We start from the raw sequence: 25,483 nt of genomic DNA on the forward strand, positions 1-25,483 counted from the left end.
ACGTACGGGTGCCAGTATTTGTGTCGGCATCTCGACCACGGAAGATTAGGTGCCGGTCGCTGGCAAACAGGCGCCGGGCGGGCGGAATGGCTCCATACTGCTGAGGTTCCGATAAGGTAGAGCTTGCAACATCTTCGAATCTTTTTACCACCTTGCGGCGTCTTAATAGCGTAAAGTAGCTTAGGGCTGATTGCCAGAAGCCTGCAGTCGAGAGAAGCACCTATGGTCAAAGGACGTTGCACCGAGTGTCAGATCTTCGTGGTTCACGAAGAAATCGACAGGCTGATCCTGTCCGGCTGGAAGTCGTTGGAGGAGACGCATCCAACGGTACGGGACATCGTGCCGATGCTGTGTCCAGATTGCCGGCGGAATCCCAAACTGCGCCGCCAGCGCTAGCCGGCCACTGAACGAAGGTCGGCCGGAATTCGCTGGGCCCAATCGACTCGATCAATCTCCAAGACAGGCGACCGCCGTACCCTCAGGCCGACCCGATCGCAGGCAGCGCTCGCTTGGCCCGTGTCGACGGCGGTCGCGCTCTCGGCCTTCTCTACCGTGCCGGCCATCACTGCATCCGCCCTGCTTCCTCGACCGCGGTCAATCCTGCGGCCCGGATCATCATGGCAGGTGCCTCCTCGAACAGTCAGGGCGCCTGACGGAGACTGCGGCCGAAAGATCCATCGCCGTCGAACGCTGATCGACGACGACAAGAAGTAGACGAGGAGGGAGGTCCCGATGTCGTTTCTCGACAAAGTGACGAAGGCCGTCGGGGATGTGGTGGACCGGGGCAAGAAGGACCTGGACCAGTTCATGCGCATCCAGAAGGTCAATGGTGAGATCAGCGCAATCGAGACGAAGGTCGCTGAACTCAAGGGCCAAGTCCAGCAGGCCAAGCAGGAAGCCGGCGAGAAGGCGATCGACCTGATGAAGGCGGGAACTCTCTCGAACCCGGATCTGCTGGTGTTCGTCGAGCGGTTGACGGCGATTGACGAGCGGATTGCGGCCGAGCAAGCGGCGATCGCGGCGAAGAGAGCTGACATCGAGAAGATCAAGGCGGAGGCTGCCGCTGAGCACGCCGCTCAGTCTCAGATGGCGACAACGCCAGCCGTTCCCCCGGCGGCACCTGTCGTTCCGCCGCCTCTGCCCGTGCCGCCCGAGGCCGCTCCGGCACCCGCGGCGTCCAGCGTTCCTCCATTGCCTGAGGCCGCGAAGGCCTGTCCTCAGTGCGGTCAGCCCGTTGCCAACGGTGCGTTCTGTACCGAGTGCGGGGCGAAGCTCGGCTGACCGGGCACAATCGGCCAGTTTCAGCGAAGATGGATCGTGGCCGCAACTGTGAGTCGACAGACTGAGGTCGACAGTCACTCCGGGAGTGATTTCCGGCCTGCGGCGAGGCGCGCGATCAGGTCGGCCAGCATCCACTGTGTCAGGCCCCATACGAGACGGCCTTCGTAGCGATAGGCAGGCGGTACCTGCGGCAGCCAACGCGCCGCCCACACCCATGGACGACGCGTTGCCCACCCCGTGAAGTACGTCAGGGGAATCCAGACCGTCTCCTGCACCTCGGCACTCGGCCGCAGGTCGGGCAGCCTCGCCACGCAGAAGACGTAGGGCACGATGGCACGCAGCCCTTTCGCGCCCGTGCCCTGGAACCGAACCACGCTCAGTCGGCCCAACAGCTCGCCATCGGCGGCGAGGTCGAGGCCCACCTCCTCGCATGTCTCGCGGATGGCGCATTCGATCATGGCGCCGTCGTTCGGTTCGCGCTTGCCGCCTGGCCAGGCCATGTGGCCCGACCACGGGTCTCCGCGGCGCCTCGCCCGTCTGATGAACAACAACTCCACGCCTGCGCGGCCCTCGTGCAGCACCGCGGCGACGGCGGCCGCGCGGCCGTCAACCTCCTCTGCGGGGCTGGCCACCGTCTCGATCAGTGCAGCACGGACGTCCGCGAGACCCAGGCTGGAGGTCATCGGCGTCTACCGCACGAGCGGCTTATAGCCGATCAACTCGTTCCACCACTGCGGATAGCCGACGGTCAGGCCGTCGACCGTCCCCAAGGCGTACTTGCCGAGCAGGGTGTCGCCGAGCGTCAGCCATTCGCGCTGCCACGCGACGGCGTTCGAGTCGCCGAACTGGGTGATGATGTTGATGGCCGCCTTCGGATCCTTGCCGTACATTCTCGCGGCAGCCTCGAGAATCCTCGGCGTCACCTCGTAGAGCATCTGCTGCCGCGGTTCGCGCGCCGCGCGCACGTGCTTGATCGCCTCGCTGTAGTGCAGTTGGGCCATCTGCTGCACGTAGATGTTCGTCCACCAGCCCGATTCCCGGTCGAACACCCCGTAGCGGTCGCCGCGTCCGAGCGAGGCCGGCAGTTCGGTCATCGCCGGCCAGAGCGGCGTGAGGTACGACGTATCCGGCGCGCCGTAACCGAACCAACTCGTCCCGCGCAACGGTTCGGGCAGTGCCGCGTTCACCTGGCCGACGTGCAGATAGTACGTGCGCTGCACGTTGATGCTGCGCTCGAAGGACCCTTTCCCGCCCTTGTTGACATAGCGGATTGGGTCGCCCCAGGGACCGGCGGCGGGTCCCTTCGTCATGTCGTAGGGCGTGCCCTCGTAGTAGTCCGCGGCAATCCTCCTGACGTCTTCGACCGTCAGCGGGTGATCGGGCTTCACGGAGAACGGATAGGAGGCCTGGTTGGCGGCCAGCTTCAGCGACGGCGCAACCAGGTCGTACGCGCGCCACTCGCGCCGCGACGATGTCACCGGTTCGTCCGGCGCGTAGATCTCATGAACGACGAAGGGCTTCCCTGCCTTCGGATCGAACCAGCCCTGCTCGACCGCAAACGACACGAGCTTCGGCGCGGCCATCACGTTGGCCTTGTCGGCCAGATTGATCTCGCCGATCCGCGCGCGATTCGCCGCGACGAAGACGTGGTCCTCGGGAATCCGCACGGCGGCCCACATGTCGCGCCCGTAGAACTCGGCAACCCATGTCTCGTTCCCGTCCGTGATGGTCATCGTCTCGCCACCGCCGCCGGTTTCGGTCAGGAAACTGAACTCCTCGACCAGCTTGCCCATGACCTGCACGGCTTCGCGCGCGGTCGCCGCCCGCTCGAGTGCCACATCCTGCAGCAGCCAGCAGTCGGCCAGGCCGTCGCCCTTCGTGTACATCACGTCCTTGACCTTCTTGCCGCGCTCGGTGGACGTGTCGATGCCAAACGTCGATTCCGCGATGGCGACGCCCTTCTCGTTCATGAACGAGTAGCGCGACATGAAGTAGCGATAGGTGTGCTTCACCTGCGGCATGGTCCCGAGCACGTTGCCGCCCTCGATCGTGTGTGCGTTGGCGACGATCTTCCGTGTCGCGCCGTCCGGCCAGTCCTGCGCCGGGACGATGCGCAGCGGAAAGTTCGCCACGCTGGAATCGTCGTTGTGCGAGATGACCGTCGTCCCGTCCGCCATCGCCTTCTTGCCGATACCGAGAATCGTGCACGCGTCCAGCACCTGGCTCCACTGGAAGGCCACGAGACCCACCAGCACCCATGCAACCGCCTTCGAATGCCTCTTCATGCCTCGTCCTCCGGCGGGTCTGAACCCCCGCCCCACAACACACCGTCGGCAGGACTGCCGCGGCCCACCAACCGTGTCACTGTCCGCCGTTCCGCCTGCCCGCCTCTCCGTCTGGCCTCCTGCCTAGTCGAAGAACACCCTGCGTCGATTCGCCTTCGCCGGGTCGTGCAGGAAATGACCGATTCCGTGCTGCATGACGTCTGCGTAGGTCGGCCACGTGACGCGCACGATCTTGTCCGGGTAGAACTCACCCATCTGCTTCATCACCTCGAACGCGCCGGCCAGGTGCCGGCCGACCCGGTAGTCGAGCGAGGCGCCGGTCTTCAGGCTGTAATCCGTGTACAGCAGGCCGCGCGTGGACGCCGTCTGGATGAACTCGTCCTTGCCGGCCAGCATCAACTGTTCGGTCATCGGACCCGCGAACTTCTCGATGAAGGGTTCGGGCGTTTCCATCAGCACGGCGAGGCTGTCCGTGAAATCGCCCACCTCGCGGTGCGTGAGACCGCGCAGCGACTTCGGTGACGTCTCCGTCTTCATCGGGAACTGTTCGGCAGAGAGCGTCATCGCCGCCATCATGCACATCTCGTCGGCGCGCTGGTGGCACACGTAGGTACTGACGACCGGGTAGCCGAGCGACGCCTCGTGGATATCGATCGTCATGTCGATCTTCTCGTGGCGAATCAGCTCGCTGATGGCGAATGCCGTTCGCTCCGTCAGGTTTCCGTCCGGCCGCCCTGGAAACGTGCGATTGAGGTTGCGGCTGTCCTGGTACGCCAGGTTCTGTGTCGAGGGGTAGTGCACGAACGTGAATGGATCGGGCCACTGCTCGAGAGGGTGTGTCTCGCGGTCGCCGATCCGGTACTGCTTCTCACCCCAGGGGGTGCGGATGTGGAAGAACGGCGGGTACGCGTTGCCAAGCATGCCGAGCGTCGACGCGCTCATGTTCGCGCGCGGAATGATGAACACCCGCCCGCGCGTCACCGCGATGTTCTCCATCATGACGTAGGCGGCCATCGGCCCCGCCGGCTCGTAGGCGTGCATGCCACCGATGAGCAGCACCGAACCGCCCGGCACCCCCGAGTCGAACACGTAGATGGACGTGTCCATCAGCGTGCCGGCGATGCCGCTGAAATACGCGCTCAATGGCACGCGTCTCGTGAACGCATCGGAGGCGACGACCGTCTCCTGGTACGCGCGGAGCGCGCGAATGTCCTTCGTGCCGAAGACCATCAGGAGGACGGCCCCGACCAGCAGCGCGATCCGCCGCGCCATCAGCGTCCGGCTGCCCGTCGCCGCCTGTCCCGATTCAAGTTCCTGCTCGACGCTCGTCGTCACCTGATGACCTCACTTGATGTGGAGCGCGCGGAGAATGAACGGGATGACCGTGTAGGCGTACACGATGTCGTAGGCGAGGCCGGGCCGGCTCTTCCTGCGGAACAGTCGCGACAGCAGGAGCGCGGCCGCCAGGCCTGCCATGAGGAAGTAGATCTGGTGAATCACTTGCTGCGTCAGAATCATCGGTGTGCCCTGCTAGTACCTGACCAGGAACCCGAACCTGGTCGAGAACACGAGCATTCCCAGCGCTACGAGACCCATGATGAGCCACGGGACCGCGGTGGCTTTCAGGAACGAAGTGTAGCTCCCGTGGAACCCGACTGTCTCAATGGCCGTGCGGCCCACGATGCGCGAGGGCGGCAGGCAGTCGCCGAGGGCGAACAACAGGCTGAACGCCGCCGCCACGACCGTGACGTTGGCACCGACCGCGTTGAAGACGAAGATCAGCGGCGTTCCGAGGATGACCGCGCTGCCGAAGCCGAGCGACCCCTGCGCCAGCGGGCACACGAAGAGCGAGGTGACATAGATCCCGAGAATGGGCAGTGCGACGAAGCTGATCGCAATCAGGCCGCGCACGCCGGTGGCCGCCAGGATGTTGACCAGCACCCCAACGCTCACCATGGTCGCCACGAGTGGAAAGACCTGTTCCACCGTCTGGTTCACGACCGCGAGCCAGCGGGATGCCGGACGCCGCACCGGGTCGATCGCCACCGTCGCCAGCGCACAGATGACGAAGATGAGCGGGAATCCAAGCGTCGGCAGCGTGAAGGCGGAGTATTTGGCCGCGGCGGCCAGCGCGACCAGAATCACCAACGGGATGGCCGCGCGCCACCAGGTCATCCCCGGCGGCAGCGGCGGCAACCCGGCGAGAATCGCTTCCTTCGCCTGCGGCACCGCGCCCCACCCGAGATACAGCACGGTGAAGATCGTGACGACAAGCACCGGAACGAGGAGCACGAGGTCGAAGCCGACGTACGGTATGTTCGCCCCGGCGGCCATCAGCATCGCCCACACGTTGATGGGCGGGGCCACCGCCGACAGGATGCCGAGCATGAAGACGAACGCGGCGGTGCGCTCCTCCGACAGCCCCATCAGTCGGAGAACGGCGGCCACGAGACCTCCGACGACCAACACCGAAACGACGCCGGCTCCCGTCAGCGCGCCGGGGATCAGCATCAGGCCGGCGAGGACCAGCAACAGCAGCCACTTCCGCCGATGCAACCGGACCACCAGGGCGCGCACGAGCGCATTCATGGCGCCCACCTCCGAGTACGCGTTCATGAACACGCACGCCGTGATGAAGATGAACGCGAGGTCGAGGAACGTGAACGTTCCCTCGACGAACAGGTGCGCCGGAAAGCCCAGTCCGGCGACCAGTGCCCCCACCAGCGCCGTGATCACCATCGACAACTCCGGCGATCGGAGCCGCCAACTGCAGACGACAAAGGTCACCACCATCGCCGCCAGCGTGTAGGTCGTCGTCACGTACGTGCTCACGTCGGTCTCCCCGGAGGTCAAGCCTGCGCGGCTGCGCCTGACTGCGGCGAACCGCTACTTCGCGTACATCTTCTTCACGACTTCGCCGAAGTCCATCGCATCGTCGATCAGCGTGAGCGGCGCGCCGGTCTTCTTGGCGATCGCGTCGAAACGGCCGTCTTCGTTGCCGTCCTTCTTCACGACCAGGTACTGCGCGTTCGGCGCGACGGCGTCGACGCAGCGTTCGTCGGCGCCGCCCGGCTTGCCGCGCCGAGCCTTGCCCTCGAGCAGCACGGCCACGACCTGCATCTTCTGCCTCTTCGCCTCGGCAATCACGGCGTTGAGGCGGTCGATCTCCTGGTCGATCGTGATGCCCGACGCGCCCAGCCCCTTGGCCGTGGACCCGATGACCACGAACATCGTCTTGAACGCCTTCTTCTGGAGGTCGGCGACCTTCGGTTCGGCGCTGTACTCGAAGTCGGTGACGACGCCGGTACGCTGGATGAGCAGGCGCGACATCTTGGCGCCGGGGCCCTGACCGGCATTCGTGATCAGAATTGGAAGACCGCCCTTGACCGGTGCCGCACCGGACACGGCCGCGTGAGCGGGCGCCGCACCGAGGAACATCGCCGCCGCCATCAGCACGAACCAGACGCTGCGTTTCATGACCGCTCCTTTGCAGTTCCAAGGCGGGTCCGGCGACCCGCCCCACAGGCTGCCTACTCCCGTCGGTACACCTCGCCCACGCCAATTGGCGGGAGCGGAATCGGATCGAACGGCAGATGGTTGTCCCGCGCAAGCCCCCGGACGTGCAGGAGGTGCACCACTGGGACGCCGCGCGACGCGAACTCGAAGACAACGCCTCGCGTCGGTGACCGTGGCAGGTCGGTCACCCGGCGCACGAGTCCGTTGGGCAGCGTCAGCGAGGCCGGCGTATCGCCGAAACTGGCCGACGAACCGCCGATGTTCACGAAACAACGGATCGGGCGCCCGGCGGCGGCCGCCTCGTAGAGATGCAGCCGCCGTTCGATGCTGTCCGCCAGCGTCGATCCCTCCACGAACTGGAGCCCGCTCCGGCGCGTCTCCGCGATCAGCGACGCCCCTGAGTCGTCGAACAGGACGCCCGTGCCGCGGTCGTCGTCACCGCCGGGCGAGACCGCCGCCAGGTGATACGGCAGCACGCCGTCGGCGCGCAGCCGCGCCTGCATGTCCACGAAGGTGAACCCCGGAAGGTTGGCGCCGTACATCGACGCGCCGACCGAGTAGATGACGACTGGCTCGAGATCCAGCGCGCGCGTCGCGCACAGCGTCGCGAGCAGCAGCCCGGGGAACGATCCGCTGGCGCCGATCGCCACTACATCACCCTGATGGAGGCCGGCCGCCCGAAAATAGCGCACGATCGCGGCCGCGAACGCCGGGTTCGTCGTCGTGCGCTTGGCCTCCACCTCGCCGAGCGACGTCGTCAACGGCGAGAACTCGTCGCCGATGAGCGCCGTCTGGTTCGGGTCCACCTGGCGATCGATCGCCAGTCCCCTGGCCTCGCGCAGCGCCTTGATGCTGACGAGCGACCGCGCCATCAGCCGCGCGGCTTCGATTCCGCGGCTGGCGTCGCCCGTGCGCCCCGGGCCGACGGCAGACTCCGGCGACGTTCTGCCGAAGCAGAGCAGCACCGCACATGACGCGGCGAGGCACCACGAACGCCTGATGGGGTGAAGCATGAACCTGCGATGGCCGCCTGGGGGGCAACGCGGATCCGAGGGGCAGCGTCCGCCTATCTTACAGGGAATCGCAGCGCGCACGAAACCCGGCCTGGCGCGGCCGGATGAACGGAGGCGCGGGCAGGCCGCGGGCCGAGCATTCGATGAGCGCCTCGAGCCGGTGACGGCGTGTCTCTTCCTTCTTGGCGCTGGTCACCCACCAGGTTGCCGTCCGCTGGTAGGACGGCGGCCGACTGGAGAAGAAGGACCAGGCCGACACGTTTGCCCTCAACCTACGCCGGTCGGCGGGCGCGAGGGCGACATCCTTCCGCGCCTCGTAGGAATAGCGCCCCGAGCGCTCGGGCGTGCGGCGTCCGAACGCCGCGAGCCCGGCCGGCGCCATGCGCCCGAGCGAGATCAACTCGTTCGCACGAGCGATGTTGACGGAACTCCAGGTGCTGCGGGCCTTCCTCGGGGTGAACCGGATGGTGTAGCTGACCGCGTCCACCCGCTTTCGCACACCGTCGATCCATCCGAAGCAGAGGGCCTCGTCCAGCGCCTCGGCGTAGGTCACTGACGTGCGCCCGGTCCCCTTCCTGTGGAGACCCATCCACAGTTCCGTCTCGGAGGCGTGGTGCGCAGAGAGCCACCGGCGAAGCGTGGCCGGCGTGCGGAAGAATCTCGGAGACACGGTCCGCTCAGTGGAGGACGTTGAACATCCGCGTCCACCGCGTGCGCGTGAAGAAGTGCGTGACGACGGTGAACAGATCCTTTGCGATCGCCCCGATGCCGGTCTGCTGGTAATCCTCGGTCTCGGACTCATACGACCAGTAGATCAGGAGGGCGCGCCCCTTGACGTACTCCTGCGGCAGCAGGCCCCAGTAGCGGCTGTCCTGCGAGTTGTCGCGGTTGTCGCCCATCATGAAGTACTTGCCGGCTGGAATCTGGACGGGGCCATACCGTTCTCTCAGGTCGAACGAAGTCACCTCGTTCAGCGTCGACGGCGACGAGGGCGGCTCGAGGTAGTGCACGTAGGGCTCGTCCAGCCGCCTGCCGTTGATGTAGACGCGCTTCTCCTTCACCTCGAGCGTCTCGCCAGGCAGGCCGATCACCCGCTTGATGAAGTCGCGCTCGGGGTCCTCCGGGTACTTGAACACGACGATGTCGCCGCGGCGGATGTCGCGGATCGGCAGGATCGCCTTCTCGATGGTGCTGGCGGTCGGGCCGAACACGAACTTGTTCACCAGCAGATGGTCGCCGATCAGCAGGTTGTTCTCCATGGACCCGGTCGGGATCTTGAAGGCCTGCACGACGAACGTCCGGATGAACAGGGCCAGGATGACCGCAATGACGATCGACTCGAAGTACTCCCGCGCCGTCGACTTCCTGAAGGGCTGGGGCGCAACGGGCGCAGGCGCTGGCTTGCTGACCGGCTTCGTCTTCTGGTTCTTCATCGGGCTCCCTACTCGTCCCCGTCCACCTTCAGGACGGCCAGGAACGCTTCCTGCGGGATCTCCACCTTGCCGACGCGCTTCATCCGGCGCTTGCCTTCCTTCTGCTTCTCGAGCAGCTTCCGCTTGCGCGAGATGTCGCCGCCGTAGCACTTGGCCAGCACGTTCTTGCGCAGCGCCTTCACCGATTCGCGCGCGATGATCCGGCCGCCGATCGCCGCCTGGATTGCCACCTCGAACATCTGGCGCGGAATCAGGCTCCGCATCTTGCTGGCCAGCGCGCGACCGCGTTTGTAGGCCGAGTCACTGTGCACGATGACCGACAGCGCGTCCACGGGATCGCCGTTGACGAGGATGTCGAGCTTGACGAGCGGCGACTCCCAGTAGCCGGTCACGTGGTAGTCGAGCGAGGCGTAGCCGCGCGAGATCGTCTTGAGCCGGTCGTAGAAATCGAGCACGACCTCATTGAACGGCAGCTCGTACGTGATGAGGACGCGGTTGCTCGCCAGGTACTCCAGCGTCTTCTGGACGCCCCGCTTCTCCTGGCACAGCGTGAGAATCCCGCCGACGTGCTCGGCCGGCGTCAGAATCATCGCCGTGATGATCGGCTCCTCGAGCTTCTCGATCCGCCCTGCGTCAGGCAGTTTCGCCGGGCTGTCGATCTCGTGCACTTCCTTGTCGGTCGTCGTCACGCGGTACAACACGCCCGGGGCTGTGGTCACCAGATCCTGGTTGAACTCGCGCTCGAGCCGTTCCTGCACGATCTCCATGTGCAGCAGGCCGAGGAACCCGCACCGGAAGCCGAAGCCGAGCGCGACCGAGCTCTCGGGCTCGTAGAAGAACGAGGCGTCGTTCAGCCGGAGCTTCTCGAGGGCGTCGCGCAGTTCGGGATACTCGTGGCCCTCGACGGGATAGAGCCCCGCGAAGACCATCGGCTTCAGTTCCTTGAAGCCCGGGAACGGCTCGGCGGTCGGCCGGGCCGCCTCGGTAATCGTGTCGCCGAGCTTCGCGTCGGCCACCCGCTTGATGCCGGCGGTGATGAATCCAACCTCGCCAACCCCGAGTTCGTCGAGCGGTGTCGCCTTCGGCGTGAACGCGCCGACCTCTTCGATCAGGTACTCCTGCCCCAGCGCCATGAAGCGCACCCGCATGCCCTTGCGCAGCATGCCCTCGATCACGCGGATGACAATGACCACGCCGCGGTACGAGTCGTACCAGGAGTCGAAGATCAGGGCCTTGAGGGGCGCGTCGGCGCTGCCACCGGGCGCGGGCAGACGATGCACGATCGCCTCGAGCACCTCCTTGGTGCCCGTCCCCATCTTGGCGCTCGCGAGAATCGCGTGGCTCCCGTCGAGGCCGATGATGTCCTCGATCTGTCGACGCGTCTCCTCGGGCTGCGCACCCGGCAGGTCGATCTTGTTGATGACCGGGACGATCTCCATGTTGTTCTCGACCGCCAGGTAGGCGTTGGCGAGCGTCTGGGCCTCGACGCCCTGCGCGGCGTCCACCAGGAGCACGGCGCCCTCGCAGGCGGCCAGCGAGCGCGTGACCTCGTACGAGAAGTCCACGTGCCCGGGCGTGTCGATCAGATTCAGGATGTACCTGTTCCCATCGTCGGCCGTGTAGGTGAGACGAACCGGGTGGGCCTTGATGGTGATCCCGCGCTCCCGCTCGAGGTCCATGCTGTCGAGCAGTTGGGCCTCCATGTCGCGCGACTGCACGGCCCCCGTCATCTCGAGGAAGCGGTCGGCGAGCGTCGACTTCCCGTGGTCGATGTGCGCGATGACGGCGAAATTGCGGATGAAGCGCGGGTCCATTGGAACTAGAAATTATATCAGGAGCCAGGAGCCAGGAAGCAGAATCCAGAGGCGCAGTGCGACGAGAGCGAGACGCCGGTTCGTGGAGGCGCGAATGACGATTCGAACGAAGACGAAAAGAGCCAGAAGCGGCTGCCTCGCTTCTGGCTCTCGGTCTCTGGCCTGAATTCCGAATTCTGGCTCCTGGCTCCTGACTCCTCGTCCAGCTACTTCGCCACCTCGGTCTTCAGCACCACCGCGTCGCCGGCGTACTGTTGAACGACCGAGAGGACGCCGGTGTAGAGGAAGCCGACCTGGAAGAGCATCAGGAACGGCACGGTCGCGTAGATGCCGTTCGCCAGGGCGTAGAACACCGTCCAGGTGAAGTAGAGGCCGAGCATCAACTCGACGAGCGGCTGAATGGCGACCGACTGCCGGTATTTCTTGTTCTGCCAGTCGTCCGTGTCGCGCTGCACGACGCCGTATTTCGGCGTGCGGGCGAACTCACTCTTCTTGTCGAGCAGCGCCTCGATGACCGCGCGCGTGTTGTTCACCGACAATCCGATGCCGATGGACATCAGGAACGGCAGGTACCGCAGGCGCGACATCCAGGTCTGCGGATACAGTTCCCGTTGCGACACGATATAGAAATTCGCCACCGAGGCCGTGGCCGCGAAGAACAGCGGTACGTCGATGAGCAGCATCTCGTACCAGCCCATGTTGTAGCGGATGACCATCGACGGGAAGATCAACACGCACAGCACGGACATCAGCAGGTAGTTGAAGTTCGCCGTGAGGTGCATGAACGCCTCGGCCTTCACGTGGAAGGGAGCGTTCGAGCGGAGGATGTGCGGCAGCAGCTTGAGGCAGGTCTGAATCGAGCCCTTGGCCCACCGGTGCTGCTGCGACTTGAAGGCGTTCATCTCGACCGGGACTTCCGCCGGCGCTTCCACGTCGGGCAGGAACACGAACTGCCAGCCTTTGAGCTGCGTCCGGTAGCTGAGATCGAGGTCCTCGGTGAGCGTGTCGTGCTGCCAGCCGCCGCCATCCGCGATGGCTTCAGGGCGCCAGATGCCGGCCGTGCCGTTGAAATTGAAGAACCGGCCCGATCGGTTGCGGCCACCATGCTCGAGCACGAAGTGCGCGTCGAGCAGGATGGACTGCACCTTGGTGAGGAGCGAGTAGTCCTGGTTGAGGTGCGTCCAGCGCGCCTGCACCATGGCCACCTTCGGATCGGCGAAGTACGGCACCGTGCGGATCAGGAAATCCGCCGATGGGACGAAGTCGGCGTCGAAGATGGCCACGTAGCGGCCGCGGGCCACCTTCAGCCCGGCGTCGAGCGCGCCGGCCTTGTAGCCGGTGCGGTCGTCGCGGTGGATGTACTGAACGTCGAATCCCTGGGCGACGTGGCGCTGCGCGGCGAGGCGGGCGATGTCCTGTGTCTCGTCGGTCGAATCGTCCAGGATCTGGATTTCCATCCGATCCTTCGGGTAGTCAATCCGGCACACGGCCTCGACCAACCGGTCCACCACGTACATCTCGTTGTACAGCGGCAGTTGAATGGTCACGACGGGCCATTGGTCGGGGACGGCGGGAATCGCCACTTTGTCGTCCTTGTGCTTCATGTAAAGATACACAAGGTAGTAGCGGTGCCAGCCGTACACGGCGAGAATGCTGAGGATGAAGAAATACGCCCCGAGGATCAGGGTTTCAGTGGGCGTCATAGCGTCTGTGTCTTGGTTGTGGGCACAAGAGGGTCATTATACTGCCCGGTCATGAGAAGTCAACGAAGCTACCCGGCCCCGGAGGGTCCGCGATGAAGCTGCCGGCCCTGCGCGAAATGCTCGACCAGGTCGAACGGGGAACCCTTCCGGCCGCCGACGCCGAGCAGCGTCTGACCGAGTACCTCAGGGAACTCCCGTACGAGGACCTGGGCTTCGCTCGAGTGGACCATCACCGTGCTCTTCGACAGGGTTTTCCCGAGGTCATCCTGGGTACAGGCAAAAGTCCGGCCCACATTGCGGCGATCGGCGCCAGAATCGTGAGCCGGGGCCATTCTCTGCTCGTCACCCGAACCGACGAGGTGGCGTACGCGGCCGTCAAGGCCGAGGTTCCCTCGGCGATCTTCCACCCGTCAGCGCGAGCTATCACGCTGCAACAGAAGGATATAACTCCTGGCAAGGGGACCATCCTGGTCGTCGCGGCCGGCACCGCCGACCTGCCCGTTGCCGAGGAGGCGGTCATCACCGCCGAGCTGATGGGTAACCAGGTGGACCGGCTGTACGACGTCGGTGTGGCAGGTTTGCACCGCCTCCTGAGCGCGCAGGATCGCCTCACTGCGGCACGCGTGATCATCGTCGCGGCCGGAATGGAGGGAGCCCTGCCGTCGGTCGTGGGCGGGCTGGTACAGGTGCCGATCATCGCCGTACCGACCAGCATCGGCTACGGCGCGAGTTTCGGCGGTGTGGCCGCGCTCCTGGGCATGCTCAACAGCTGCGCCGGCGGTGTCTCGGTGGTCAACATCGACAACGGATTCGGCGCGGCAACGATTGCGAGCCTGATCAACCACCTGTAGGCTCTCGGCCCCGGGGTTGCCGCCTGTCCGCCTCTGCGCCCGCCCACCTGGCCGCCTGCCCGCCTTCTCGCGCCCCGTGCCCCTTGACAGCCCCTATCTCACGGCCGATATTGATGTTTGACTCCCCATACGCCCTATGCTACCGTGGGAGGTTGCCTCCGGCCCTATCTTCCCCAGCCGGTTCCCCAACCCCTATATGCAGCGAGCCGCGCAGCAGGCCCTGGAGTTCTACCGGATCGTCGACGCGGTGCGCAGTTTCTCTGCGACGCCCCTCGGACGCGACAGGCTCGCCTCGCTGCGGCCGCAGTCCGATCCGCGGCGGGCCGCGCAGTGGCTGTCGGCCACGAGCGAGGGGGTCCGGTACCTGGCCGACGGAGGATTGTTTCCCCTGCAGGCCCCGGCGGACATCGACAGCACCCTCGGCGCGCTCGCGATCGAGGGGCGTCCCCTCGAGCCCATCCGGCTCCTGGGGCTGGCCGATTTCCTCGACTCGCTCGAGCAGACCCGGACGGCCATCCGCAAGGCGGCTGGCAACTACGTCTACCTGGGCACGCTCATCGAGATGGGCGCGTCCTTCAAGAGCGAGATCGGAGAGATCCGCGAGAAGATCGACCCGAGTGGCGAGGTCGCCGACCACGCCAGCGGTGAACTCCGGTCGATTCGCGATCGCCTGCGCAAGCAGCGCACGCGGCTGCGGACGACGCTCGAATCGTACCTGCGCGGCCGCGACACGTCGCGTTACCTGCAGGATCAGATCGTCACCGATCGCAATGGACGGTACGTGCTCGTCGTCCGCGCCGAGCATCGCACCGCGATCCCGGGCATCATCCACGGCAGTTCGTCGAGCGGGGCGAGCCTCTACCTCGAGCCGCTGAGCACCGTCGAAGTCAACAACGAGATCGTCGCGCTCGAGGAGCAGGAGGCGGCGGAGGTGCGCCGGATCCTCCTCGCGCTCACCGACGCGTTCCGTCGGCGGGCGGTCGACGTGCAGCGGACGCTCGAGTGCGCGACCGAACTCGACGTGGTGCAGGCGAAGGCGCGGTTCTCGCTGCTGGTCGGTGGCGTCGAGCCGACCATCTCGACTGACGGGGCGCTGGAGCTCCAGTCGGCCCGGCACCCGCTGCTCATCCGCGCAGTCACCGAGCGGCTCGACGAGCGTGACATGCGCCCGGCGGGAAGCGACGCGGACGAGGGCCGTGACGTCCGCGAGTCGCGCGAGCAGCCGGCCGAACCGGTCCCCGTGGACATTCTCCTGACGCCGCCGTCGATGGTGCTCGTCATCACTGGACCGAACACGGGCGGAAAGACGGTCGCGCTCAAGACCGCCGGCTTGCTCGCCCTCATGGCACAGGCCGGCCTGCACATCCCGGCAGCACCCGGGTCGCGGCTGCCGGTCTTCCGATCGATTTTCGCCGATATCGGCGACGAGCAGTCGATCGCGGCCAACCTCAGCACCTTCTCCTGGCACGTCACCAACATCGCTTCGATGGACCGATTGTTGGCGCTCCCCGCGCTGGTGCTGTTCGACGAACTCGGCTCGGGCACCGATCCGGCCGAGGGCGGTGCGTTGGCAACGGCTGTCGTCGACTACTTCAGGACTCGTGGCGCCCTGGTGTTGTGCACCAGTCACAGCGAGGCGGTGAAGACGTACGCCACGACCACGGCCGGCGTCACGGTGGCCGCGTTCGGCTTCGATCCCGCGACGTTCGCGCCGAGCTACCGGCTCGTCTACGGCTCGCCGGGACGCAGCCTGGCGCTCGAGATCGCCGGCCGCCTGGGGCTGAACGCCGACGTCATCGCGAAGGCGCGGCAGAACATGGGCGAACGCGACGCCCAACTGGCCGAGCACCTGGCGAAGATCGATCAGAACCTGCACGAACTCGAACACGAGCGCCGGCTGGTCGCCCGAGAGCGCCAGGTGTTGACCGATGCCGAGACCCGCGTGAAGTCGCGCGAGGACACGCTGCGCCAGCGTGAAGAGGCCTTCCACCGGAAGACCGAGGAGCGACTCGACGACCGGCTTCGGGATGCGCGACGCGAGATCGACAAGGTCATCGACGATCTCAAGAAGAAGACGACCGAACTCACGGCGGAGGCCGAACGGCGCGTCTACAAGCACGCGTCGACCGGTCCCGTCATCTCGACGGGCGCCGCCGGCGCGGCCCGTGTCGAGGCGCGACAGGCCCTCGAGGACACGGCTGCGCGGCTCAGGGGCGAGGCCGCCGAACGCCCCGCGGCACAGGCCGGACAGCCATCCCTGGGCAAGCCGAGTATCGGGGATCGCGTGGCGGTGGCCGGTCTGGGGCTCGAGGGGGTCCTGGCGTCGCTCCATGGCGACGAAGCCGAGATCGACATGTCGGGAAAGCGGCTGCGCGCACGCATGGCCGATGTGCGACTGGTCGCCCGCGCGGCGACGGCCTCCGCGTCCCAGCCGGCGTCCCGCGTCAGCGTGCAGGTGCAGCTCCAGCCACGCGGCGACTCGCGCGCCAGCGATTTGAACGTGATCGGCTGCACCGTGGAGGAGGCGCTGACGAGGACCGAGCGGTTCCTCGACGAGACGCTGCTCGCCGACCAGCGCACGGTGCGCGTGATCCACGGCTATGGAACCGGCCAGTTGCGCCGCGCGATCGCGGAGTACCTGCGAACCCACCCGCTCGTCGCGAACTACCAGCAGGCGCCACCGGAACAGGGGGGCGGAGGGGTGACGGTCGTGGATCTGAAGGACTAGAAGCAGAAATGTCGTTGGTCCCCCACTCCTTCGTCGACGACCTGCGGGCTCGGGCGGATATCGTCCAGGTCGTGCAGGACTACGTCCCGCTGAAGAAGGCGGGATCGACGTGGAAGGGGCTGTGCCCGTTCCATGGAGAGAAGACGCCGTCGTTCCACGTCAACCCGGACAAGGGGTTCTTCTACTGTTTCGGGTGCCAGACCGGAGGCGACGTCTTCAAGTTCGTGGAGCTGCAGGAGAAGGTCGGGTTCCAGGACGCGATCCGGATCATCGCGCGCAAGTTCGGGATGACGGTACCCGAGGCGACCGGTACGGACGACACCGACGGCGTCGAGCGCGAAACGCTGCTGAAGATCCACGAACTGGCGGCCGCGAGGTTCTGTGAGCAACTCGCCTCGCCCGCCGGGGCACGTGGCCGCCAGCAATTGGCGGCCCGTGGCATCGCACGCGAGACGATCGAGAAGCTGGGCCTGGGCTACGCGGTCTCGTCGCGTGACGCGATCAAGGGATGGTTGCAGAAGCAGGGATTCGACCTGCCGCTCCTCGTCAAGAGCGGCTTGGTCGTGCAGCGCGATGACGGTCAGGCGGTCGATCGGTTCCGTGGACGGCTGATGATTCCCATCTGTCGCGACAGCGGATCGGTCGCCGCGTTTGGCGGCCGGGCGATGGAACCCGATCAGCAGCCAAAGTACCTGAATTCGCCGGAAACGCCCATCTACTCCAAGGGGCGGACGCTCTACGGTCTGAACGTCACCAAGGGTGACATCCGGCGCGTGGGCTACGCGGTGCTCGTGGAGGGTTACTTCGATTTCGCACAGGCATGGCAGGCTGGCGTCCTGCCGGTGGTTGCGTCGTGCGGAACGGCCTTGACGAACCAGCAGGCACACCTGCTCCGCCGGTTCGCGTCGAAGGTGGTCCTCAGCTACGACCCCGACGCGGCCGGTCAGGGCGCGGCGGAACGATCGTCGCAACTGCTCGTGCAGGAAGGTTTTCTCGTGAACGTCGCCCTGCTGCCGCCGGGAGACGACCCGGACGGGTTCATCAGGAAGCAGGGGGCCGCCCCGTACATGGAACGGATCAGGACCTCTCGGCCGTATCTCGAGTACCTGATCGATCGCGCGGCCGAGGGGCGTGACTTCGGCAGCGACGACGTCAGGCGTGAGTTCCTGAATCGGATGCTGCCCGTGGCGGCCCAGATTCCGGATGCGGCGGGTCGTGACCAGTTCGCCGATCGCCTCGCGCACAAGGCCAGGATTACAGAAGATGTCGTTCGAGCCGAAATACGTAGAGCAGCCGTTGATCGGAGGACGACGCTCACCCCGAAGGAATTGCCGAGCTTCGGCCAGATTCGGGAGGCCGAACGGGGGATGATTTGGGGCCTGTTCCACGAGCCCGAGGCCGCACGGGAAGCGCTCGACGGGCTGGATGCCGGAGATTTCGACACCCTGTTGACTCGCAATATCCTGCAAATGGCGCTCGATCTGCATCAGAACGGGGTGGAGGACGTACCGTCGGCGCTGCTCGCGCGTCTAAATACAGAGGAAGCCCGGTTGGTCACGGCCGTCGCGGCCGAGTCCGAGCGCCCGGTGCCAGTGGCGGAGTCGGCCGCCGAGCTTCGGCTGCTCCGCTACGAGCGCGAGCGCGCTGAGCTCCAGCGGGAAATCGAGCGGTTGCAGTCGAGCGGAGAAGACCCCGGGGGCCTGGAGCACCTGGGACAGCGGAAAGTGGAGTTGAGCCGGGAAATCAACCGGCTCCGCATTGAGAAACTGTCGGCATAGCGATGACATTCATGTTTTCGAGGAGGACAGCCCTTGTCGATCGAGGATAAATACGACGAGGTTCGGCAGCTGATTTCCATCGGCAAGGAGAAAGGCTACCTGCTCTACGACGAGGTGAACGACCTGTTGAGGTCGGACATCACGTCGCCGGACGAGCTGGACGACCTGTTCAACACGTTCGGCACGGCCGGCATCGAGGTCGTCGACTCCGAGCAGAAATACCGGGAGGACAAGCAGGAGGCGGGCGACGAACTCGAGCTCGATCTGACGCCCGGCGCGCTCGACAAGACGAACGACCCCGTGCGCATGTACCTCCGCGAGATGGGGACCGTGCCGTTGCTCACGCGCGAGGGCGAAGTCGAGATCGCCAAGCGCATCGAACGCGGCAAGCTGGCCGTTATCAAGTCGATCTCCCGCACGCCGACCGTCGCGCGGAAGGTCATCGAGATGGGCGACCGGCTCAGGGTTGGCGAGCGCACGATTCGCGAGCTCGTCATCTTCAACGACGAGGAGATCACCGACGAGCGCATCGACGAGCGGACGCGCGAGGTCTCGCGCCAGATCGAGGCGGTCAAGAAGGCGCGCCAGGGCTACGAGAGGTGCCTTGAAAAGCTCGAGGCGACGCCGAAGAAGGACAAGAAGAAGTACCGCCGGGCGCGGTGGAAAACCTTCCGCGCGCGGGTGGCGGTGTCGCAGCTGATCCGCGCGATCGAGTTCACCGAGCAGGTGAAGCGTCGGTTGATCGAGGACATCAAGGAGTCGGTCGAGCGCGTGCAGCGAATGCAGCGCGAGGTGGACAGCCTCGAGCGGCAGCTGAATCCGAAGAACAAGCGGGCACGGCTCAAGGAAGACGACCGCAAGATTGCCGCGCAGAAGCAGAAGGAAATCAAGACAGAGATCAAGCGGCAGGCCGATGAGCTCGAGGAAACGCCGGATCAGCTGCGGCGCACGCTCGACACGATCCGCCGCGGCGAGGCGCAGGCCGAGCAGGCGAAGAAGGAGCTCGTCGAAGCCAACCTCAGGCTCGTCGTCTCCATCGCCAAGAAATACACGAACCGGGGACTGCAGTTCCTGGATCTGATCCAGGAGGGCAACATCGGCCTCATGAAGGCCGTCGACAAGTTCGAGTACCGGCGCGGCTACAAGTTCTCGACGTACGCCACGTGGTGGATCCGCCAGGCCATCACCCGCGCCATCGCGGACCAGGCGCGAACGATCCGCATCCCGGTCCACATGATCGAGACGATCAACAAGCTGATTCGCACGTCGCGCTCGCTCGTGCAGGAGCTTGGGCGCGAGCCGACCTCCGAGGAAATCGCCAAGCGGATGGACATCCCGGTGTCGAAGGTCCGCAAGGTGCTCAAGATCGCGCAGGAGCCGATCTCGCTCGAGACGCCCATCGGGGAGGAGGAAGACAGCCACCTTGGCGACTTCATCGAGGACCGCGGCGTGGTCTCGCCGGCCGACGCGGTGATCAACCTGAACCTGCGCGAGCAGACCGAAGCGGTGCTCAAGACGCTGACGCCGCGCGAGGAAAAGGTCATCAAGATGCGGTTCGGCGTGGGCGACGGCAGCGAGCACACGCTGGAAGAAGTCGGGCAGAACTTCGCGGTCACCCGCGAGCGCATCCGCCAGATCGAAGCCAAGGCCCTGCGCAAGCTGCGGCACCCGTCGCGGAGCCGCAAGCTGCGGGCGTTCCTGGAGGGACGGACGTAGGAAGTCGGAACCGACGCGGGCCAGTCGGAGCTGACGCGGCCAGTCGGAAAGGACGCGCTCAGTCGGAGCTGACGACAAGTGGTCGGAGGGGGCGCCGAGGACCGATTCCGGCGCCCTTTCTCTCGTACGGTGAAGGACCTCTCGCGAGTGCGGGCTGGTCGGCTGGGCAGCGGGCCCCGGCCTTTCGTTTTGGTCGGAGCCTCGCATGGAGTTAGACTATTCAGGGTCCGGGACCGAGGGCGTCCGCTTCGACGGATTGAACTGGCTCCGATCGAAGGCGTCAGGTCCGACTAACCGCGTCAGTTCCGACTTCTCCGGGCCCATAGCTCAGCGGTCAGAGCCGCCGGCTCATAACCGGCCTGTCCCAGGTTCGAATCCTGGTGGGCCCACCAACACATGAACAGTCCTCGATTGGAACGACCGGCTGGAACACGTCGCGACGCGCGGAGCGACGCGCGCGCTCGACCATGCAGGCCCCGGTCCTCGGGGCCTTTTTTTTGCCCCCTCGCCCGCAGTTCATCGTCAACCCGCCGGTGTGACCGGCCTTCCGTAAAGACTCCATGCACGCTGACCTCGAACGATTGATTCGCCTGCAGCAGACGGACACCTTCATTGAAAACGCCCGGCGGCGGATTGCCAATCATCCCAGCCTCGTCATCGCACTCGACACCCGGCTGGCCGATGCCACGCGGGCGCTCGAGGAAGCCCGCAAGCGCGTGGACGACGACAAGGCTGGGCGGCGAGTGGTCGAGAAGGACCTGTCGATGGTCCAGACGCGTCTCGGCAAGTACAAAGACCAGTTGATGGAGGTCAAGACCAACCGCGAATACCAGGCGATGCAGAAGGAAATCGAGGCCGCGCAGCACGAGGTGCGGCAACTCGAGGACCGTATCCTCGAGCACATGCTCGCGGCGGACGACCTGACGGCTGGCGTCAAGGCCGCCGAGGCGAAGCTGGCGTCGGACACGGGACTGATTGCCGACGAGCGCCGACGGCTGGAAGTGGAAACGGCCAAGCTCGAGGTCGACCTCGAGCGGGCGGTAGCAGCGCGCGCCGACATCGTCTCCGGGCTCGCTCCCGCTGCGCTCTCGACCTACGAAACCGTCTACCGCGGCCGCAAGAGCGTCGCCGTCGTCGCCGCGAAGGACGGATTCTGCAGCGCCTGTCACGTCCGGGTGCGTCCGCAGATGTACAACGAGCTCCACCGCAACGACACGATCTACCAGTGCGCGAGTTGCCAGCGGATCCTCTACTACGTGCCGGCGGCAGACGCCACGGACTCGGGAGTCACTCAGTGACGGTGGCGTACATCGACGGGGGTTCGCGCGGCAACCCGGGCCCCGCGGGCTACGGTGTTCGCATCGAGGATTCCGGCGGCCAGATGATCGAGGAGATGTGCGGGGCGCTCGGGACCGTGACGAACAACGTGGCGGAATACCGGGGACTGCTGGTGGCACTGCAATGGGCCGTGGACCACGGCGTCCGGCGACTGACCGTGCGATCCGATTCGGAGCTGCTCGTCAAGCAGATGAAGGGCGTGTACCGGGTCAAGAACGCCGGCCTCCAGCCGCTCCATCGTCAGGCGCAACACCTGGCGGCGTCGATGGAGCGAGTGACGTTCGAGCACGTCCGCCGCGAATTCAACGTCGATGCCGACCGCCTGGCCAACAAGGCGATGGATGATGCGGCGGGCGAGAAGACGCCACACCGGCCGCAGGGATCGTTCAGCTGGGATTAGACGCCCGGATGACCGCGGCGATCCGGCCCGTGTCCTTGCCGTCGCGCCGGTACGACGCGAACAACTCGGGATGGCTCGACGTGCACAGCCGCGACGCGTGAATCGCCTCGCCCCGGATGCCTGCGGCTCTCAACAGATCGCAGTTCGCTGTCCAGAGGTCGAGCCGGAGACGGCCCTCGTCTCCGCGCGAGAACCAGCAGGCGACCGAGCCGCCGAACCCGCCATCCTCGAACGCCCGGCGGACTTCGTCACCAACCACGTAGCAGCAGGCGCCGATGCTGGGACCGAGAGCGACGACCAGGTCGGACGCGCGCACGCCGAATTCCCGGCCGAGCGCCCGGACCGCCGACGGCCCGGCGGACGCCAGCGTTCCCCGCCAGCCGGCGTGCACGGCCGCCACGGCGCCGGTCCGAGGATCGGCCATCAGGATCGGAACGCAGTCAGCCGCCTGCACGGCCACGGCAACATCGGGGTCGTCGGAGATGATGATGTCCGCGCGGCGCCAGCCGGTGGTCGAGCCGGGCGCGACCTCGCCGCGCCGGACAACCTGCACGTCGCAGCCGTGGACCTGGTCGAGACGCACCAAGCGCTCGGCCGACACGCCAATCGTGGACGCCACGCGCGCCCAGTCGTCGTCCTCCGTCCGCTCGCCCCGAAGGCGGAGCGCGGAGGTCGTGAAGAAATGGTCCGCAACCTCTCCGAGCGCTCGCGACCGCAACGCCCGTCCCCAGGTCTCCGTCGTCCAGTGGAACCCGTCAGAGAGAATCATCCCCATCCCCATGCATGCAGCTTGCGAGTCGCGCCCCTCGGCATCGATGTCCTCAGCTGGCTCTCCTCACTTGGCACCCAGCACTCTGCCGCGCACCCAGCACGTAGCCGCTATCTCAGCAGTATCACCTGCGCCATCGCCAGCGTGTCGGTGTGCGTGATCGTGACGACCGACGAACGCCCGCCGAGCGTCGCGAAACGCCGGTTGGCAGCACCGTGCAACTGCAGTTGGGGCGGCCCCCCGTGGCGCACCACCTCGACGTCGCGCCACAGCACACCGAGCGAGTGGCCGGTGCCGAGTGCCTTCATCGCGGCTTCCTTCACGGCAAACCGCGCGGCGAAATGCTGGGCTGCGTGCCGGTGGGCCTGGCAGTAGGCAACCTCGGCCTCCGTGAACACACGCCGCAGGAACCTGTCGCCATACCGAGCCATCGTAGCCGCCACACGGGGAATCTCCGTGGCGTCGAGTCCGATGCCGATGATGTCCATCACCTGATCGTACACGTCTCGGGCCAGGTCCACCAGGCCGCCAGCCGGCGCGGTAACCGTGGTTGTCGTCCGCCATGGCCGCGCGTGGCCTGTCGGTGCCATCGCCGAGGCTGGTGATTGCAAGCGGCGTTCGGGGAGAGAGTTGCGGCCACGCACGTGGTCGGCCGCCGCGGAATCCGGCTTGCTGTGGCTTCTGAACGGAGGAGGCTGCACATGGTGATCAAGATCAGCCGCAACGACAAGGGCAACCCGCCGGGCAAGCTGGCCGACGCAGAACTGCACTTCAGCGACGGCCCACTCGACGGCCTCAAGCTGATTGGCTTCGGGATCTGGGAGCGCCGGACCGGCGGCGGGCGCAACGTGACCTTTCCCGCGCGCCAGTACTCGGTGAATGGCGAACGGCGCAGTTTTGCGCTCCTCCGGCCCGTGGTGGACGGCACCTCACAGGATCGGCTGCGCGACCTGATTCTCGAGGCGTACGCCGAGCACGAAGAGCAGCTCGCGGTGGCGCAGTAGCGTCACGGGAGCACGCTGTCGGAAGCGTCGGGGTTGGGTCGTGCCGAGGAGAGGGTCCACTCTTCACGGAGGCCGCGGTCGAACTCCGCGCGGAGGAAGGTGGACTTCATGCCCCCGTCGATCACGTCCCAGGGCAGGACGGAGTCGTGGCTGCGATCGCGGTAGACGTAGCCCTCGGGGTCGACGCCGGCTGCCGAGGCGGCGGCTCGCCATTGTCCGCCGTTCTGCTCCGCGGCCTCGATGACGGGTGCGATCCGGCGATCGCCGAGCGACAGCAGGGCCTGGTAGTACGAGTGCCGCTCCGACTTGATGTTGAAGTAGACGTTGTCGAGGCCGGCCACCAGTTGACGGAGGCGACGCATCTTCCGCTCGGTCGCCACGGGAAGTTCCATCGGCATCCACTGGTACGCCGTGCCAGGCTTCGGCACCAGCGGGTTCACGCTCGCGACGATGCGTCCGATGGTGCCGCGGGGGCGTGCGTGGGCCAGCATGCGCTCACGAATGCCGATCGTCAGATCTCGGATCGCCACCAGGTCGTCGTCTGTCTCCGTGGGCAGGCCGATCATGTAATACAGCTTCAGGTTCTCGATGCCTGAGGCGAACACCAGGTCGGCGCGGTCGAGGATCTGCGCGTTGGTCACGGTCTTGTTGATGACGCGCCTGAGCCGGTCCGAGCCCGTTTCCGGCGCGATGGTGATGCTCCGCTCGCCGCTCGCCCGCAGCAGGCGGACGATGGGCTCGGTCAGGTCGTCGAGACGCAGTGATGCCGGGCTGATGCCGTACCCCAGCTCGTGCAGGCGCGCGAGGATCCGGTTGATCTCCGGGTGATCGCAGAGGGCGATCGACACGAGGCCCGCCCGCGTGGCGTGAGGCCTTGCCTCCTCGGCGATACGCAGGATCCGGTCGGCATCGAACGCCCGGACGGGCAGGTAGTTGTAGCCGGCCCAGCAGAAGCGGCACAGGTTCGCGCACCCGCGAACCACCTCGACGAGGAGCCGTGACCCAAACTCGGTGTTTGGCGTGAAGACAACGGTGGCGGGTGGCTCGGCCATGTCGGCGGCCCGCAGCGCGGCCTTGTGAATCGGCAGACGCACCGGCGTCGTGCCGTTGGCTGCCACGAAGCCGCTCACGCGGTCTCCGTCGTAATTCACCTGGACGAACGAGGGTACGTACATTCCCGGACGGCCGGACAGCCTGTGCAATACCGCGGCCCTGCCGCCGCCGGCAGTCACGGATTGCACGAGCTCGGGGATCAGGACTTCGCCTTCGCCAGCGGCGACGACGTCGACGAACAGGGCGAGCGGCTCGGGGTTGAGAAAGCTGATCGCACCGCCGAGCACGATGAGAGGGTGTCGCTCGTGCCGCGACTCGGCGCGGATGGGCAGCCCGGCCAGCCGCAGCATTGTGACCACGTTCGTGTAGTCCCACTCGAACGAGACCGAGAAGGCGAGTACGTCCATGTCTGCGACGGGCGTCTGCGATTCCAGCGTGCGCAGGCGATCGCCGGCCCGAAGACGCTCCTGGAGTTCCTGCTTGGGCGGCAGGAACACGCGTTCGCACACCACGCCGTCGCAGTCGTTGAACAGCCGGTAGGCCGTCTGGAAGCCGAGGTTCGACATCCCGACGAAGTAGGTATTGGGGAAGGCCAATGCGATGCGCAGGCGGTTGCCGTGCGGCTTGCGAATGGTGCCAACCTCTCGAGAGAGGGTCTCCCGGGCCTGTTCTCGCTGCTGCCAGGAACTCATGCTGTGATGCCGGCGGGACGGCCTGCGTGCCCGAAGGGGCGCGTCAGGTCGAACGGAAGCTTCGTCTTCGGCGCCGTCGGTCGCGTGTGCCGTGGATATTCCTAGTCTA

At 66.1% G+C, this 25,483-nt stretch carries 23 protein-coding genes and 1 tRNA gene; 10 read left to right on the forward strand and 14 right to left on the reverse strand.

The annotated features are described in order from the left end of the window. The first annotated feature begins 222 nt into the window (after window positions 1-222). The gene (locus VGK32_10845; protein HEY3382257.1) at window positions 223-396 is read left to right on the forward strand and encodes a hypothetical protein; all 174 of its coding nucleotides are present in this window, start codon (window positions 223-225) and stop codon (window positions 394-396) included. 336 nt (window positions 397-732) lie between these two features. After that, window positions 733-1,281, forward strand: a complete 549-nt coding sequence (locus VGK32_10850) for a zinc ribbon domain-containing protein (GenBank protein ID HEY3382258.1) — start codon at window positions 733-735, stop codon at window positions 1,279-1,281. A gap of 74 nt (window positions 1,282-1,355) precedes the next feature. Here the strand turns inward: VGK32_10850 and VGK32_10855 are convergent, their stop codons facing one another. From VGK32_10855 to VGK32_10905, 11 genes are all read right to left on the reverse strand, one after another. After that, a complete protein-coding gene (locus tag VGK32_10855; GenBank protein ID HEY3382259.1) occupies window positions 1,356-1,964 on the reverse strand; it encodes a CoA pyrophosphatase in 609 nt (202 codons plus the stop codon). Window positions 1,965-1,970: 6 nt separating this feature from the next. Continuing rightward, entirely contained in the window at window positions 1,971-3,566 is a 1,596-nt protein-coding gene (locus VGK32_10860; protein ID HEY3382260.1) for a C69 family dipeptidase, read from the reverse strand. A gap of 123 nt (window positions 3,567-3,689) precedes the next feature. Then, window positions 3,690-4,901 carry a succinylglutamate desuccinylase/aspartoacylase family protein gene (locus VGK32_10865; protein HEY3382261.1) on the reverse strand — a complete coding sequence of 404 codons (1,212 nt, stop codon included), beginning with the start codon at window positions 4,899-4,901 and terminating at the stop codon, window positions 3,690-3,692. A gap of 9 nt (window positions 4,902-4,910) precedes the next feature. Beyond that, a complete protein-coding gene (locus VGK32_10870; GenBank protein ID HEY3382262.1) occupies window positions 4,911-5,084 on the reverse strand; it encodes a hypothetical protein in 174 nt (57 codons plus the stop codon). Between the two features lie 12 nt (window positions 5,085-5,096). After that, window positions 5,097-6,398 carry a hypothetical protein gene (locus VGK32_10875; GenBank protein ID HEY3382263.1) on the reverse strand — a complete coding sequence of 434 codons (1,302 nt, stop codon included), beginning with the start codon at window positions 6,396-6,398 and terminating at the stop codon, window positions 5,097-5,099. 54 nt (window positions 6,399-6,452) lie between these two features. After that, complete coding sequence (locus VGK32_10880; protein HEY3382264.1) at window positions 6,453-7,043, reverse strand: DUF6305 family protein; 591 nt, start codon at window positions 7,041-7,043, stop codon at window positions 6,453-6,455. Between the two features lie 53 nt (window positions 7,044-7,096). Continuing rightward, a complete protein-coding gene (gene pgsW / locus VGK32_10885; GenBank protein ID HEY3382265.1) occupies window positions 7,097-8,047 on the reverse strand; it encodes a poly-gamma-glutamate system protein in 951 nt (316 codons plus the stop codon). Window positions 8,048-8,153: 106 nt separating this feature from the next. Next, window positions 8,154-8,765 carry a YdeI/OmpD-associated family protein gene (locus VGK32_10890; protein HEY3382266.1) on the reverse strand — a complete coding sequence of 204 codons (612 nt, stop codon included), beginning with the start codon at window positions 8,763-8,765 and terminating at the stop codon, window positions 8,154-8,156. Window positions 8,766-8,772: 7 nt separating this feature from the next. Beyond that, the gene (lepB, locus tag VGK32_10895; GenBank protein ID HEY3382267.1) at window positions 8,773-9,528 is read right to left on the reverse strand and encodes a signal peptidase I; all 756 of its coding nucleotides are present in this window, start codon (window positions 9,526-9,528) and stop codon (window positions 8,773-8,775) included. An 8-nt stretch (window positions 9,529-9,536) separates the two neighbouring features. Then, on the reverse strand, window positions 9,537-11,342 hold the full coding sequence (lepA, locus tag VGK32_10900) for a translation elongation factor 4 (protein ID HEY3382268.1): 1,806 nt from the start codon (window positions 11,340-11,342) through the stop codon (window positions 9,537-9,539). Between the two features lie 206 nt (window positions 11,343-11,548). Continuing rightward, complete coding sequence (locus VGK32_10905) at window positions 11,549-13,045, reverse strand: cellulose synthase family protein (protein HEY3382269.1); 1,497 nt, start codon at window positions 13,043-13,045, stop codon at window positions 11,549-11,551. A gap of 92 nt (window positions 13,046-13,137) precedes the next feature. Between VGK32_10905 and larB the strand changes: the two genes are divergently transcribed. From larB to VGK32_10940, 7 genes are all read left to right on the forward strand, one after another. Next, window positions 13,138-13,896: a nickel pincer cofactor biosynthesis protein LarB gene (larB, locus tag VGK32_10910; protein ID HEY3382270.1), complete on the forward strand. Its 759-nt coding sequence runs from the start codon at window positions 13,138-13,140 to the stop codon at window positions 13,894-13,896. A gap of 196 nt (window positions 13,897-14,092) precedes the next feature. Continuing rightward, window positions 14,093-16,624 (forward strand): Smr/MutS family protein, encoded by a 2,532-nt coding sequence (locus VGK32_10915; GenBank protein ID HEY3382271.1) that lies wholly within the window; start codon window positions 14,093-14,095, stop codon window positions 16,622-16,624. An 8-nt stretch (window positions 16,625-16,632) separates the two neighbouring features. Beyond that, window positions 16,633-18,402, forward strand: coding sequence for a DNA primase (gene dnaG / locus VGK32_10920; GenBank protein HEY3382272.1), 1,770 nt, complete (start codon window positions 16,633-16,635; stop codon window positions 18,400-18,402). Window positions 18,403-18,435: 33 nt separating this feature from the next. After that, window positions 18,436-20,118, forward strand: a complete 1,683-nt coding sequence (rpoD, locus tag VGK32_10925) for an RNA polymerase sigma factor RpoD (protein HEY3382273.1) — start codon at window positions 18,436-18,438, stop codon at window positions 20,116-20,118. Between the two features lie 316 nt (window positions 20,119-20,434). Continuing rightward, window positions 20,435-20,510 (forward strand) — tRNA-Ile (locus tag VGK32_10930). 168 nt (window positions 20,511-20,678) lie between these two features. Then, the gene (locus VGK32_10935; protein ID HEY3382274.1) at window positions 20,679-21,416 is read left to right on the forward strand and encodes a C4-type zinc ribbon domain-containing protein; all 738 of its coding nucleotides are present in this window, start codon (window positions 20,679-20,681) and stop codon (window positions 21,414-21,416) included. Beyond that, entirely contained in the window at window positions 21,413-21,856 is a 444-nt protein-coding gene (locus VGK32_10940; GenBank protein HEY3382275.1) for a ribonuclease HI family protein, read from the forward strand. The genes VGK32_10935 and VGK32_10940 overlap by 4 nt, the downstream gene beginning before the upstream one ends. Here VGK32_10940 and pgeF read toward each other — a convergent pair. Next, entirely contained in the window at window positions 21,843-22,625 is a 783-nt protein-coding gene (gene pgeF / locus VGK32_10945) for a peptidoglycan editing factor PgeF (GenBank protein ID HEY3382276.1), read from the reverse strand. The two genes, VGK32_10940 and pgeF, sit on opposite strands and share 14 nt — an antisense overlap. Window positions 22,626-22,735: 110 nt before the next feature. After that, window positions 22,736-23,215, reverse strand: coding sequence for a holo-ACP synthase (gene acpS, locus VGK32_10950; protein HEY3382277.1), 480 nt, complete (start codon window positions 23,213-23,215; stop codon window positions 22,736-22,738). A gap of 111 nt (window positions 23,216-23,326) precedes the next feature. On the opposite strand from acpS, the gene VGK32_10955 reads away from it, so the two are divergent. After that, window positions 23,327-23,629, forward strand: coding sequence for a hypothetical protein (locus tag VGK32_10955; GenBank protein HEY3382278.1), 303 nt, complete (start codon window positions 23,327-23,329; stop codon window positions 23,627-23,629). Window positions 23,630-23,631: 2 nt separating this feature from the next. Here VGK32_10955 and VGK32_10960 read toward each other — a convergent pair whose 3' ends face one another. After that, window positions 23,632-25,374 (reverse strand): radical SAM protein, encoded by a 1,743-nt coding sequence (locus VGK32_10960; protein ID HEY3382279.1) that lies wholly within the window; start codon window positions 25,372-25,374, stop codon window positions 23,632-23,634. Window positions 25,375-25,483: the final 109 nt, after the last annotated feature.

The organism is Vicinamibacterales bacterium, assembly GCA_036504215.1.
Classification (GTDB): Bacteria; Acidobacteriota; Vicinamibacteria; order Vicinamibacterales; family Fen-181; genus FEN-299.

What these genes read in the sequence shown, in the direction of transcription:
- VGK32_10845 (HEY3382257.1), top strand. Translation starts at nt 223, where the DNA reads ATGGTCAAAGGACGTTGCACCGAGTGTCAGATCTTCGTGGTTCACGAA.
- VGK32_10850 (HEY3382258.1), top strand. Translation starts at nt 733, where the DNA reads ATGTCGTTTCTCGACAAAGTGACGAAGGCCGTCGGGGATGTGGTGGAC.
- VGK32_10855 (HEY3382259.1), bottom strand. Translation starts at nt 1,964, where the DNA reads ATGACCTCCAGCCTGGGTCTCGCGGACGTCCGTGCTGCACTGATCGAG.
- VGK32_10860 (HEY3382260.1), bottom strand. Translation starts at nt 3,566, where the DNA reads ATGAAGAGGCATTCGAAGGCGGTTGCATGGGTGCTGGTGGGTCTCGTG.
- VGK32_10870 (HEY3382262.1), bottom strand. Translation starts at nt 5,084, where the DNA reads ATGATTCTGACGCAGCAAGTGATTCACCAGATCTACTTCCTCATGGCA.
- VGK32_10880 (HEY3382264.1), bottom strand. Translation starts at nt 7,043, where the DNA reads ATGAAACGCAGCGTCTGGTTCGTGCTGATGGCGGCGGCGATGTTCCTC.
- lepB (HEY3382267.1), bottom strand. Translation starts at nt 9,528, where the DNA reads ATGAAGAACCAGAAGACGAAGCCGGTCAGCAAGCCAGCGCCTGCGCCC.
- lepA (HEY3382268.1), bottom strand. Translation starts at nt 11,342, where the DNA reads ATGGACCCGCGCTTCATCCGCAATTTCGCCGTCATCGCGCACATCGAC.
- VGK32_10905 (HEY3382269.1), bottom strand. Translation starts at nt 13,045, where the DNA reads ATGACGCCCACTGAAACCCTGATCCTCGGGGCGTATTTCTTCATCCTC.
- larB (HEY3382270.1), top strand. Translation starts at nt 13,138, where the DNA reads ATGAAGCTGCCGGCCCTGCGCGAAATGCTCGACCAGGTCGAACGGGGA.
- VGK32_10915 (HEY3382271.1), top strand. Translation starts at nt 14,093, where the DNA reads ATGCAGCGAGCCGCGCAGCAGGCCCTGGAGTTCTACCGGATCGTCGAC.
- dnaG (HEY3382272.1), top strand. Translation starts at nt 16,633, where the DNA reads ATGTCGTTGGTCCCCCACTCCTTCGTCGACGACCTGCGGGCTCGGGCG.
- VGK32_10935 (HEY3382274.1), top strand. Translation starts at nt 20,679, where the DNA reads ATGCACGCTGACCTCGAACGATTGATTCGCCTGCAGCAGACGGACACC.
- pgeF (HEY3382276.1), bottom strand. Translation starts at nt 22,625, where the DNA reads ATGATTCTCTCTGACGGGTTCCACTGGACGACGGAGACCTGGGGACGG.
- acpS (HEY3382277.1), bottom strand. Translation starts at nt 23,215, where the DNA reads ATGGCACCGACAGGCCACGCGCGGCCATGGCGGACGACAACCACGGTT.
- VGK32_10955 (HEY3382278.1), top strand. Translation starts at nt 23,327, where the DNA reads ATGGTGATCAAGATCAGCCGCAACGACAAGGGCAACCCGCCGGGCAAG.
- VGK32_10960 (HEY3382279.1), bottom strand. Translation starts at nt 25,374, where the DNA reads ATGAGTTCCTGGCAGCAGCGAGAACAGGCCCGGGAGACCCTCTCTCGA.